At 69.9% G+C, this 13002-nt stretch carries 8 protein-coding genes; 2 read left to right on the forward strand and 6 right to left on the reverse strand.

Annotation, left to right across the window (positions count from 1 at the left end):
* Positions 1-350 precede the first annotated feature (350 nt).
* Together H2Q94_RS29570 and H2Q94_RS29575 are read right to left on the reverse strand one after the other, a co-directional pair.
* Positions 351-1124 carry an SDR family NAD(P)-dependent oxidoreductase gene (locus H2Q94_RS29570; protein WP_243790398.1) on the reverse strand — a complete coding sequence of 258 codons (774 nt, stop codon included), beginning with the start codon at positions 1122-1124 and terminating at the stop codon, positions 351-353.
* Positions 1125-1159: 35 nt separating this feature from the next.
* Positions 1160-1942, reverse strand: coding sequence for a type III secretion system chaperone family protein (locus H2Q94_RS29575; protein ID WP_309501096.1), 783 nt, complete (start codon positions 1940-1942; stop codon positions 1160-1162).
* Positions 1943-2804: 862 nt separating this feature from the next.
* On the opposite strand from H2Q94_RS29575, the gene H2Q94_RS29580 reads away from it, so the two are divergent.
* Positions 2805-4022, forward strand: coding sequence for an MFS transporter (locus H2Q94_RS29580; RefSeq protein ID WP_243790399.1), 1218 nt, complete (start codon positions 2805-2807; stop codon positions 4020-4022).
* Between the two features lie 323 nt (positions 4023-4345).
* Here H2Q94_RS29580 and clpB read toward each other — a convergent pair whose 3' ends face one another.
* A complete protein-coding gene (gene clpB, locus H2Q94_RS29585; protein WP_243790400.1) occupies positions 4346-6928 on the reverse strand; it encodes an ATP-dependent chaperone ClpB in 2583 nt (860 codons plus the stop codon).
* Positions 6929-7226: 298 nt separating this feature from the next.
* Between clpB and H2Q94_RS29590 the strand changes: the two genes are divergently transcribed.
* Complete coding sequence (locus tag H2Q94_RS29590) at positions 7227-8813, forward strand: alanine/glycine:cation symporter family protein (protein ID WP_243790401.1); 1587 nt, start codon at positions 7227-7229, stop codon at positions 8811-8813.
* Between the two features lie 132 nt (positions 8814-8945).
* On the opposite strand, the gene H2Q94_RS29595 is transcribed toward H2Q94_RS29590, so the two are convergent.
* The 3 genes from H2Q94_RS29595 to H2Q94_RS29605 form a co-directional block, all read right to left on the reverse strand.
* Positions 8946-9767, reverse strand: coding sequence for a YceI family protein (locus H2Q94_RS29595; protein WP_243790402.1), 822 nt, complete (start codon positions 9765-9767; stop codon positions 8946-8948).
* Between the two features lie 32 nt (positions 9768-9799).
* A complete protein-coding gene (locus H2Q94_RS29600) occupies positions 9800-12307 on the reverse strand; it encodes an MFS transporter (protein ID WP_243795991.1) in 2508 nt (835 codons plus the stop codon).
* 107 nt (positions 12308-12414) lie between these two features.
* A complete protein-coding gene (locus tag H2Q94_RS29605; protein ID WP_243790403.1) occupies positions 12415-12963 on the reverse strand; it encodes a MarR family winged helix-turn-helix transcriptional regulator in 549 nt (182 codons plus the stop codon).
* Positions 12964-13002 lie beyond the last annotated feature (39 nt).

The following is a 13002-nucleotide window of genomic DNA, read 5'->3' on the forward strand; positions in this document are numbered from 1 at the left end:
GAGGGAAAAAGCTGTCCTCGCGAGAAGACAGCTGAGAACCCGCCGGTGGCCACCTTTTCGACGTGGGCTATGTGCTTCGCACATACAGGCACGGCCTTCGGCCGCGAGGCAGGCGGGGCTTCGCCCGCCCTTCGAGGGCTTCGCCGCCAAAAGCACGGCCTTCGGCCGCGAGGCAGGCGGGGCTTCGCCCGCCCTTCGAGGGCTTCGCCGCCAAAAGCACGGCCTTCGGCCGCGAGGCAGGCGGGGCTTCGCCCGCCCTTCGAGGGCTTCGCCGCCAAAGGCACGGCTTCGTCGGCAGAGGCACGGCTATCGCCGTTAGGCGGGCGGGGCTTTGGCTGTCCGTCTCGGGGTCAGGTTCGGCCGGGGACTGTTCGGGTTACCACTGCTCGTTGGAGGCGGTGGGGGATCAGGCGGCCGATGGTGACGAGGGCCTTGTACTGCGGGCTGGGGATGGAGACCGAGCGGCCGCGGCGGAGGTCGGTGAGGCCTTCGTGGACCACGTCGTCGGCGCGCAGCCAGAACGCCTTCGGCAAGCGGCTCATGGAAAGGCCGGCTCGCTCGTGGAACTCGGTCCGGGTGAAGCCGGGGCACAGCGCCATCACTCGCACTCCGGTGCCGGTCAGCGCGGAGGACAGGCCCTCGGAGAACGTCGTCACCCAGGACTTGGTGGCGGCATAGGTGGAACCGGCCACGGAGAAGAACCCGGCCACGCTGGACAGGTTGATCACGTCGCCGCCCCCGCGCGCCCGCATCCCCGGCACCGCCGCGTGCGTCAGCCGCAGCACGGCGGCCACATTGAGGTCGAGCTGCTTGCGCAAGGTCGCCGGTTCGGTGTCCCAGAACGCGCCGGAAGTGCCGAAGCCCGCGTTGTTGACCAGCAGGTCCACCGGCCGCCGCTCGTCGGCGACGCGGCGCTCCACCTCGGCGAGCTGCGCCGGGTCGGCGAGGTCCGCGACGAGCACTTCGACGGTGACGCCGTGACGCGCGCGCAGCGCCTCGGCCAGCGCCTCCAGCCTCGTGGCGTCGCGGGCGACGAGCACCAGGTCGTGCCCCTCGGCGGCGAGCCTGCGGGCGAAGGCGTTGCCGATCCCGGCGGTGGGGCCGGTGACAAGTGCGGTAGGCATGGTTCGCACCGTATCGCCTTGCTGATCGGCTCCGGTCAGGACTGGTTCTCGGAATGCTCGGCGCGCTCGACGCGGACCGTCTCGTTGGTGTCCGCCGGGGAGGACGCGCCGGTGGCTCCCTTGAGCTGACGGGTCGGCTCGGTCTCCGCGGCCTGCTCCGGCTCCGGCTCGTTCGGATCCGTTTCGAACGGGTCGATGATGTCGGCGAGTTCGCCCAGCGCGCGCAGCAGCCGTTCCAGGCGGGCCGGGTCGGCGCCGTCGGGTTCGATGGCGGCCAGCACCCAGTCCTGCTCCAGCCACACCACGGTGACGTCGGGACCGACCTCTTCGGCGGCCTCGACCAGTGCCGGGGTGACCAGCGGGCGGGCCGCGGCGACCTCGGTGACGAAGGCGTAGCGGGAGCCGACGGGTCCGAGCAGGTCCAGCCCGGAGTCCTGCGGCACCGGCACGTCCGGCTGCCAGAGTTCGAGGATGGTGCTGACGCTGCGGCGGCAACGCACCCCGGCGAGCACGGTCGCGACCTTGTTGTTCACGGTGAGGTCGAGCACGTAGACCTGGCGGCGGCCGTCGGCGGTGAACGTGGAACCGGCGACGACGTCCGTGGCGGTGCCGGTGCCGTGCTGCGCGAGCGCGCCGCGTTCCCAGCGCGTCGGCAGCACTTGGTCGACTTCGGCGAACTGCCAACCGCGCAGCGCCGCCCAGCGACGCCGCTCCCGGTTGTTCGGGGCGCGTCGTGTGCGGTCGGCGATCAGCAGCGCGACGCCCGCGGCGATCGCGAGGACGGCGACGAGGAACCAGACCCAGGCAGGGATACCCACACCGCGCAGGGTAGTCCCGTCGCCATCTCCCGCGAAGATCGCCGGGGTCTCCGGGCGGGAATTGCGCCATCCGTGCGAGGTGCGCAGCACGGATGGCTCGGGAAGGTCTCGCTCCGGATATGGCCGGGCTCTCGGCGCCCCGTCCGCGAACCCGTTCCGCGCAGCGGCCAGAGCCATCGGGTGTCGGTGGAGGGCGGTCGGCGACTCGCCGGAGACCGCACGAACGCGGCGATTCGGCGCGGAGGCCGGGAACGAAGAAGGACGGGAGCGGCGAACCGCTCCCGTCCTTGTCTTCTTCTCTTATCGACCGGCTGATCCGATCTCTGTAGCGGCCGATCGGGTGAACGTCAGACAGAAATCCGCCGCAGCCACCAAGCGGTGAACGCGAACAAGGCGAGCGCGGTCGCGACGAGCAGGCCCGCCTCGATGCCCTGGAAGATCCAGAACCGCTCCGCGGGGGTGGTAGCTCACGAGGTCACCGGGGTGACCGAGCACGAACGCGTCGCGCACGTCCTCATTGGTCCGCGTGGTCACCGGAGTCATGTAGTGCGGGCGAACCCCGATCCACACGAACAGCGACCACGCCACCGAGCAGACCAGGGTCGCCGCCATCGCCGGCACGGTCCGCCGCAGCAGCGCGCCGGACGCCATTCCGATCGCGAAGCCGCACAGGCAGTTCGCCGGGAACACCAGGACGCGATTCGCGGCGCGGCGCGGCCCGCAATGATCCGTTCCTCCAGCACGTGCACGGGAGACGAGATCCGCGCTGTGGCCATCCGCACAAGCAATGTCGAAGTGGAATGTTCAATTCCACTCGTCGGTTGCCTCGATTCGGAATCATCGTCGCGCCCGGAGGAGCTCCATGACCGCGCCCGAGGTCGCTCTCGACCGTCCCGTCCGCGCCCCGCGGGCAGTGCTCGCCCCGCATCGCGCGTTCTGGTTCGTCGGAGCGCTGCTGGCGCTGTTCCTGATGGCCTCCACCGCGCCGTCCCCGATGTACGCGATCTACCAGCAGCGCTGGGACTTCTCCGCGACCGTGCTGACCGAGGTGTTCGGCGCCTACATGATCGGCATCCTCGCCGCGCTGGTGCTGTTCGGCGCCGTGTCCGACCGGATCGGCAGGCGCCCGGTGCTGTTCGCCGCGCTGCTGCTGGAGATCGTGTCGATGCTGGTGCTCGCGTTCGCGCCCGACGTGGGGCCGTTGTTCCTCGGCCGGTTCCTGCAGGGCGTCGCGACCGGCGCGGCGACGGGCGCGATCAGCGGCTCACTGCTGGACTTCCAGCCGCCGGGCAGCAGCCGCGGCGCCACCTTCAACGGGGTGGCCGCGGGTCTCGGCATGGCATTGGGTTCCGGTGTCGCCGGACTGCTGGTGCAGTTCGCGCCCGCGCCCACGATGCTGGCTTACCTGCTGCTCATCGTCGGTTTTGTGATCGCGTTGCCACTGGTGTGGTTGATGCCGGAGCCGGTGCGCGACCCGATCGCGCTGCGGCGCGCGTTGCGCCCGCAGCGCCCCGGAGTGCCCGCCGGGCGCGGCAAGGCGTTCGCGCTGCTGGCCACGACGATGCTCTCCGCCTGGACGATCGGCGGGATGTTCATGTCGCTCGGCCCCTCGGTGGCGAAGAGCCTGGTCGACGGCACGCCTTACCTGATCGGCGGGCTGGCGGTCGCAGCCATGACCGGCGTCGGCGCGGCCGCCCAGCTGTCGGCGTCCGGCTGGCTCGGGCAACGGGCGGTGCGCGTCGCCGCCCCGACGCTGATCGTCGGGCTCGCCACGGTCGCCGTGGCGGTGCTCAACGGGAGCGCGGCCACGTTCTTCGCCGGGTCCGCCGTGGTCGGCATCGGCTGGGGCCTGATGTTCATGGGTGGTTTCCGCCTGCTCACCGCACTGGCCGACCCGGACAACCGGGCCGCGACCGCCTCGATGATCTACATCGTGGCGTACCTGTCGGCAACGGTGCCCAGCGTGCTGCTCGGCATGCTGACCACCTACGCCGGCCTCACCACCTCGACCATCGTCTTCGCAGCCATCGCAGCCCTCTTCGCCACCATCGCCTGGGCCGGCACCTACATCCGCCACTGACCCCTCGTCCGATCAGCGGCAAAGCCCGCGACCAGCGGACGAAGCAAGGACCGCCTCGCGGCGAACCGTGCTTTTAGCGACGAAGCCCGCGAAGGGCGAGCGAAGCCCCGCCTGCCTCGCGGCCGAAGGCCGTGCCTTGCGGCGAAGCCGTGCCTGGATGCGCGTCAGCGCATAGCCCACGTCACAAAGCCGACCACCGGCGGGTTCTCAGTTGGTCTCTCGCGAGGACAGCTTTTTCCCTCGTGGCGGAGCCACTAGGGAAAAAGATCCCGCAGCGAGAGACCAACTGAGGTTCCGCCACCCGACCCCCCAAGCAGAAGGCGTCAACCAGCCCGAACGACGAGAGCCGAGTTGTCGTCGGCTGTGTCGACCTGGACTTTGTCACCGTCGCGCACTTCGCCCGCGAGCAGCTGCTTCGCCAGTTGATCGCCGATGGCCGACTGCACGAGGCGCCGCAGCGGACGGGCGCCGAAGACCGGGTCGAAGCCGTTGAGCGCCAACCAGTCCCGGGCCGCGGGCCGCACGTCCAAGGTCAGTCGCCGCTGGCTGAGCCGCTGCGCCAGCCGCTCCACCTGAATGTCCACAATGGATGTCAGCTCCGCGGTGGTCAGCGAGCGGAACACCACCATGTCGTCGAGCCGGTTCAGGAACTCCGGCTTGAACTGCTGGCGCACCACCGAGAGCACCGCGTCGTCGCGTTGCTGCTCGGACAGGTTCGGGTCCGCGATGGCCTGCGACCCGAGGTTCGAGGTGAGCACCAGGATCGTGTTGCGGAAGTCCACCGTGCGGCCCTGCCCGTCGGTGAGCCTGCCGTCGTCGAGCGCCTGCAGCAGCACGTCGAACACGTCGGGATGCGCCTTCTCCACCTCGTCGAACAGCACCACCGAATAGGGCCTGCGCCGCACCGACTCGGTGAGCTGGCCGCCCTGGTCGTAGCCGACGTAGCCGGGCGGGGCGCCGACCAGGCGGGCCACCGAGTGCTTCTCGGAGTACTCGCTCATGTCGATGCGGATCATCGCCCGCTCGTCGTCGAACAGGAACCCGGCGAGCGCCTTCGCCAACTCCGTCTTGCCGACGCCGGTCGGGCCGAGGAACAGGAACGAGCCGGTCGGCCGGTCGGGGTCGGCGACGCCCGCGCGGGTGCGCCGCACCGCGTCGGACACCGCGCGCACCGCCTCGCCCTGGCCGACGACGCGGCCTTCCAACTCGTCTTCCATGCGCAGCAGCTTCGTCGTCTCGCCTTCGAGCAGCCGCCCGGCGGGGATGCCGGTCCAGGAGCTGACCACGTCGGCGACGTCGTCAGGCGTGACCTCCTCCTGCAGCATCGCCTTGCGCTCGGTCTGCGCCTCGGTGGCGGTGGCGAGTTCCTTCTCCAGCGCGGGGATGCGGCCGTAGCGCAACTCGGCGGCCTTGCCGAGGTCGCCGTCGCGTTCGGCGCGGTCGGATTCGCCGCGCAGCTGTTCGAGCTGCGTCTTGAGGTCGCGGACCTTGTCGATCGACTCCTTCTCGCCCTGCCAGCGCGCGGTGAGCTCGGAGAGCTGTTCGCGCCGGTCGGCGAGCTCGCCGCGCAGGGTGGCGAGCCGTTCGACGGAGGCGACGTCGGCCTCCTTGGCCAGCGCCATCTCCTCGATCTCCAGGCGGCGCACCGCGCGCTCCACCTCGTCGATCTCCACCGGCCGCGAGTCGATCTCCATGCGCAGCCGGGACGCGGCCTCGTCGACGAGGTCGATGGCCTTGTCGGGCAGGAACCGAGCCGTGATGTAGCGGTCGGAGAGCGTCGCGGCGGCCACCAGCGCGCCGTCGGTGATCCGCACGCCGTGGTGCACCTCGTAGCGCTCCTTGAGCCCGCGCAGGATCGCCACGGCGTCCTGCGGGCTCGGCTCGCCGACCATCACCTGCTGGAAGCGGCGTTCCAGCGCGGCGTCGGTCTCGATGTGCTCGCGGTACTCGTCGAGCGTGGTCGCCCCGACCATGCGGAGTTCGCCGCGCGCCAGCATCGGCTTGATCATGTTCCCGGCGTCCATGGCGCCTTCGCCGGTGGCACCGGCGCCGACGATGGTGTGCAGCTCGTCGATGAAGGTGACGACCTCGCCCGCGGAGTCGGTGATCTCCTTGAGCACCGCCTTGAGCCGCTCCTCGAACTCGCCGCGGTACTTCGCGCCCGCGATCATCGAGCCGAGGTCGAGCGCGACGACTCGCTTGCCGCGCAAGGATTCCGGCACGTCACCGGCGACGATGCGCTGCGCGAGGCCTTCGACGATGGCGGTTTTGCCGACCCCGGGTTCACCGATGAGCACCGGGTTGTTCTTGGTCCGCCGGGACAGCACCTGCACGACGCGGCGGATCTCGGAGTCACGGCCGATCACCGGGTCCAGGTCGCCGTTGCGGGCGCGGTCGGTGAGGTCCTGGCCGTACTTCTCCAGCGCCTTGAAGGTGCCTTCCGGGTCCGGGCTGGAGACCCGCGCGGAGCCGCGCACCTTGGCGAACGCCTCGCGCAGCGCGTCGGGTGTGGCGCCGTGCTTGCGCAGCAGGTCGCCGACCTGCCCGCCTTCGGCGGCGAGTCCCACCATCAAGTGCTCGGTGGAGACGTAGTCGTCGCCCATCTCGGTCGCGAGGTGCTGGGCGTGCGTCACCGCCTTGAGCGCGTCCCGGGACAGCTGCGGCGGGGAGACCGTGGATCCGGAGGCGGCGGGCAGTGCGTTGATCAGCGTCTCCACCTCGCGGCGGATCTCCGCCGGATCGGCCTCGACCGCCGTGAGCAGCGGTGCGGCGATGCCGTCGCCCTGTGCGAGCAGGGCGCCGAGCAGTCGGGCCGGACCGACGTCCGGGTTGCCCGCCACCGTGGCGGCCTGCGCCGCCGAGGAGATCGCCTGCTGGGTCTTGGTCGTCGGGTTGAAAGCGTCCATTCCTCCACCTCGCCAGGGCATCGCTCACGAGTCACCATGCTCGCGCCGAACCGCCGTCGTGCACACCCGCCACAAGCCCCGACTCGACGAGCTCAGGTCATCCGGCAGGAAAGTTGAGCCTGTTGCACTCAAGCTTACATCCATTTCGCAATGTAAGCGGAACTTCGGCCGCGCGCCTCGATGTGCTCGCCCGTTCGGCCGAACTTCGATCACTCTCAGTCTCGAATCAGGTGTCAATTGGCGAGTGGATCCCCTAAAAGCATTGAGTCTTGAATGTCCGCTTGTCTAACTTTCCGCCATGCCACCCGCATTCGGCTCGTCACTCACGAGCCCACCCCCGCACACCGACGTGCTCGCCGCTGAAAGCGGCCCCCTCTCCAGCGTCGAAGACACGATCAACACCGTCTTCGAACCGATCTCCGACGGGTTCTCGAACCTCGTGTTCGGCGAGCTCACGCTGTTCGGCGTCACGTTCCCGTGGGTCGTGGCCTGGCTCGCGATCGCCGCGGCCGTGTTCACCGTCGCCTTCGGCTTCATCCAGTTCCGCTCGCTCGGGCTGTCGCTCGCGCTGCTCCGCGGCAAGTACTCGCGCGACGACGACCCCGGCGAGATCACGCACTTCCAAGCACTGACCTCGGCGGTGTCGGCCACCGTCGGGCTGGGCAACATCGCGGGCGTGGGTGTGGCGGTCACCGTCGGCGGCGCGGGCGCCACCTTCTGGATGATCGTGTGCGGCCTGCTCGGCATGTGCACGAAGTTCGTGGAGTGCACCCTCGGCGTGAAGTACCGGGAGATCCACGAGGACGGCACCGTCACCGGCGGTCCGATGCAATACCTGCGCAAGGGCATCGCCGAGCGGTTCCCCGGCGCGTTCGGTGCCGGGCTGGGCAAGTCCCTCGCGGTGATCGCCGCGATCATGATCCTGTTCTTCGGCATCGCCGGCGGCAACATGTTCCAGGCGAACCAGACCTTCGCGCAGCTGCGCAACGTCACCGGCGGCGATGAGGGCTGGCTCGCCAGCGACGGCGCGGCCCTGGTGTTCGGCGTCGTGCTCGCCACGCTGATCGGCGTGGTCATCATCGGCGGCATCAAGTCCATCGGCGCGGTCACCAGCAAGCTCGTGCCCGCGATGGCGATCATCTACGTGGGCGCCTGCCTGACCGTGATCGCGGTCAACATCACTGCGGTCCCGACCGCGTTCGGCGAGATCATCAGCGGTGCCTTCACCCCCGCCGCCGGGTTCGGCGGCGCGATCGGCGTGCTCATCATCGGTTTCCAGCGGGCCGCGTTCTCCAACGAGGCCGGACTGGGTTCGTCGTCGATCGCGCACTCCGCGGTCAAGACCCGCCACCCGGTCACCGAGGGCTTCGTCGCGCTGCTGGAACCGTTCGTCGACACCGTGATCGTCTGCACCATGACGGCGCTGACCATCGTCATCGCGAAGACGGAATTCTGGACCAGCGCGCAGCAGGACGTCATCAACGGCGGCGAGGCCCCGGACGGGGTCATCGTGACCTCCGACGCGTTCGCCACGGTGCTGCCGTGGTTCCCGTACGTGCTGACGCTGGCCGTGGCGCTGTTCGCGATCTCCACGATCATCACCTGGGGCTACTACGGTCAGCGCGCCTGGCTGTTCCTGTTCGGCAAGAGCAAGGCGAAGGAGATCACCTACAACGTGATCTTCTGCATCAGCACCGTGATCGGTTCGGTGCTGACGCTGACCAGCGTGCTGAACTTCGCCGACGCCGTGCTGTTCGCGCTGGCGCTGTTCAACATCATCGGCCTGTACCTGCTGATGCCGGTGGTCAAGCGCGAGCTCAAGAGCTTCCGCGAAAAGCTCCGCACCGGAGAGGTCGCGCCCGTCGACCGCTCGGACATCACCTGAGCGACCGCTGCAGTTGGAGTCGATGCCTCCTTTGATCGGTCCCACCGGTCAAAGGAGGCCTTCACCCGAGACGGACACGAGGGGCCGCCCGCCGGTTGCGGCGGACGGCCCCTCGTCGTGGTGGGTCGTGCGTCAGTTCTGCTGCACGGCCTGGATGTCGATATCGACTCGCAGGGTCGTGCCGATCGCGGCGATGCCCGTGCGCAACGCCTGGTTGAACGTCATCGCGAAGTCCTCCCGCCGCAGCTCGGTCGTCGCCGAGGCGGAGGCGCGGGACCCGCCCCACGGGTCCGGCCCGACTCCCGCGTAGTGCGTGTCCAGCACCACCGGCTTGGTCATCCCGCACAGGGTGAGGTCCCCGGCCAGCTCCCAGCGTTCGCCGCCTGCGGGCCGCAGCCCGGTGCCGGTGAAGGTGATCTCCGGGTGCCGTTCGACGTCGAGGAAGTCCTCGGCGCGCAGGTGCGCGTCGCGCTGCGCGTTCGCGGTGTCGACGCTGGCCGCGTCGATCCGCACGGACACGCCCGTCGACTCGATCGGCTCGCCGATCGACACCTCACCGCTGAACTCGGTGAACCGCCCGTGGATGCTGGTGATGCCCAGGTGCCGGGCGCTGACCCGGATCGACGAGTGCACCGGGTCGATCTCCCACCGCCCCGGTGCGGGCAGCTCGGCGCCCCCGGCACGCCGCAGTTCGAGCACGCCGAGCGCGGCGTCCTGCCCGCCGCGCACCAGCGTGGTGCGGGCGACGGGTTCGTAGCCGACGGTCGACACGATCGCGGTGTAGGAACCGGGCGCGACCCCGGTCGCCACGGCCACGCCGTCCTCGCCGCTCTGCGCCCGTGCCGCCTGCGCGCCGCCGCCGTCGATGAGCGTGAGCGCGGCGCCGGGAACCGGCCAGCCGTCGCCGGTGCGCACCGTCGCCGTCACGGTGCCTGCTCCGTCGCCGTTGCTCACGTCGCTCCCCCTGCCTTGGACCGCGGTCATGCTCAGTACCCCAACTCGACGTCGTGCGTGGCGCGCTGCCCGTCGAGCCGCAGCGGTGTCGCGACCGGCGGGTAACCGGTGGCGATGACCGTGTAGTCGCCGTCGGGCAGGTCGGTGAACGCGTAGGTGCCCTCGGCGTCGGTGGTGACGGCGGTGACGACCTCACCAGCGGCGTCGAGCAGCGTGACCCGCGCGTCCGGCACCGGAAGGCCGAGGTTCGCCGAGCGCACGACCCCGGTCAGCGCCGCGCCGGTCTGCAACGCCACGTCGAGCGCGGCGCTTTCGCCGTCGGCGACGACGACCGGGGTGGCGACGGGACGGAACCCTTCGGCGGTCGCGGTCAGCGCGTAGGAGCCGCCGACGAGATCGGTGAACTCGTAGCGCCCGTCGGTGCCGGTGGCGTTCGAGCCCACGACCTCACCGCGCAGGTCGGTGAGCACCACGGTGGCACCGGAGATCTCGCGGTCTCCGCAGCGCACGACGCCCGCGACGGCACCGGAACCGAACATCCGCACGTTGTGCCGCACCGGGCGGTCGTTGACCACGACCATCGAGGCGGTCGGCTGGTAGGTGCCTGCGGCGGCGATGAGCACGTAGGTCCCGCCGTGGGTGACGTCGAGCCGGTAGCCGCCGTCCTGATCGGTGCGGGCGCGTTCGACCTGCCTGCCGAGCGAATCGGTCAGCGTCAGCACCACCTCGGCGACCGGGTTGCCCGCGGAGTCCTGTGCCGAGCCGTGCACGAACAGTCCCGCGCCACCGTCGGCGAGGTCGCCCGCCAGATGGCGCCCCTGGACACCGTTGTTGTTCGTCGCGGGCGTCGTTGACCAGGAACGGGAGTGGTTGCCCACAGAGTTGTCCACAGGCTCGCCGAAGTGTGGGGCCGCTGCGTGCGGCACCCCCGCAAGCTGCGCAGAACCACTTTGGCGAGTGAGCGGCGCAGTCTCCTGGCCGACCGAGTTGTCCACAGGGAGCGGTTGGTTGTCCACAGTTTCCGCGAGCACCTCGTCCTGGGATTCGATGGTGCTGCGCAGCGGGACCTCCTTGATGAACACCACGGCCAGCAGCGTGACGACCGAGATGCAGGCGGAGACGAAGAAGATGTCCCCGATGGCGTCGCCGTAGGCGGCGCGCACGATCTCCTGCATCGGCCCTGGCAGCGCACCGACGTCCAGCGAGCCGCCGCCCGCGCCGCCACCGGCTCCGGCGGGGATGCCCATCCGGGTGAGCCCCTCGTTGACGTAGTCGGTGACCCGCGCGGCCAGCACCGCGCCGAGCACGGACACACCGGCCGAGCCGCCGAGCGTGCGGAAGAACGTGACGACCGAGGTCACCGAACCGACGTTCTTGCCGGTGGTGACGTTCTGCACGGTCAGCACCAGGTTCTGCATCAGCGAGCCGACGCCGATGCCCATCATCGCCAGGTACACGCCGACGAGCACGAGGTTCGTGGTGTGGTCCATGGTCGCCAGCAGGCCCATGCCCGCCACCAGCACGATGGAGCCGAAGATCAGGAACGGCTTCACCTTGCCGCTGCCGCGGGAGATGATCTGGCCGGAGATGGTGGAGGACAGGAACAGCCCCAGCACCATCGGCAACGTCATCAACCCGGCGTGGGTGGGGGTGAAGCTGCGGGCGATCTGGAAGTACTGGCCGAGGAACACCGAGCCGCCGAACATGGCGGTACCGACCGCGACGGTGCCGATGGTCGCCAGCGTCACCGTGGGGTTGCGGAACATGCTCAGCGGCACGATCGGTTCGGGGAACCGGGACTCGATGATCACCGCGATGATCAGTGCGAGCACCCCGCCGCCGACGTAGGCGGCGGTCTCCGGCGAGGCCCAGGCGAACTGCTTGCCCGCCATCGACACCCACACCAGCAGCAGGCTCACGCCGCCGACGAGGAACAGCGCGCCGAACCAGTCGATGCGCACCGGCCGCTTGATCACCGGCAGCTTCAGCGTGCGGCCGAGCACGATGAACGCGATCACGGCGATCGGCACGGTCACCCAGAAGCACCAGCGCCAGCCGAGCCAGGAGGTGTCCACGATGAGCCCGCCGACCAGCGGTCCGCTGACCGTGGCGACCGCGAAGGCCGCACCGATGTAGCCGCTGTAGCGACCGCGTTCCCGCGGCGAGACCATGGCGGCGATCACGACCTGGATCAGCGCCTGCAACCCGCCCATGCCGATGCCCTGCACGGCGCGGAAACCGATGAGCTGCGGCATCGTCTGCGCGAAGCCGCCGAGGACCGATCCGAGCGTGAACACGGTGATCGCGATCTGGTACAGCAGCTTCTTGCTGAACAGGTCGGAGAGCTTGCCCCAGATCGGGGTGGAGGCCGTCGAGGTCAGCAGCATCGACGTGACGACCCAGGTGTACTGGCTCTGGCTACCGCCGAGGTCGGCCAAGATGCTCGGGAGCGCGTTGGACACGATCGTCGAGCTCAGGATGGCGACCAGCAGGGCCAGCATGAGCCCGGACATCGCCTCCAGGATCTGGCGATGCGTCATCGGCGAGTCGCTCGTGGCCTGGTGGCGGCCACCGCCCTGTGCCGGGTCGGTTCGGCCATCGGCCGATGCCGAGCTCGCCGGCGCGGCTTCGCCGATCGTCGAGCGGGTCATCGAATTCCTTTCTGCGACGACGCGTCGGGGCGTCGGTCATCGGCGGGCACCGGCCGCTTGGCGGCCAGGTGCGAGGTATCGGCGTGCTGCTCTTCGGGCAGCACCGCCCGACGGATGTCGGCGGCGGCGACGCCGAGCAGCTCGGCCAGGTCGCGCACTTTCGTCTCGTCCCAGTCGCGCAGCGCTTCGCTGAGCCACTCGGCGCGGTGTTGTTCGATGCGGGCCAGCGCCTGCTCGCCTTCTTCGGTGGCGCGCAGCAGGGAGACCCGGCGGTCTTGGGGGTCGGCGCGGCGGCTGATCAGCCCGGCGTGTTCGAGCTGGGAGACCTGTCGGCTGACCACGGAGGCGTCCACGATGCGATGCGCGGCGAGGTCGGAGGCTCGTGACTCCCCACAGTGCACGAGCTCACCGAGCAGTCCGCTCGCCGCGTAGGGCAGGTCGGTCTGGGCGTGTTGGTTGAGGTTCTGCACCGCGACCTGCTTGAGGCCCAGCAGCGCGCGGAGGGGCCGCAGCAGTTCGCTGCACGTTTCCGGCGTCGGTCCCACGAAGCCACTCCTTTAGTTGCTGCACGCAACTATAAATAT

This window comes from Saccharopolyspora gloriosae (genome assembly GCF_022828475.1).
In the GTDB taxonomy this organism is placed as follows: domain Bacteria; phylum Actinomycetota; class Actinomycetes; order Mycobacteriales; family Pseudonocardiaceae; genus Saccharopolyspora_C; species Saccharopolyspora_C gloriosae_A.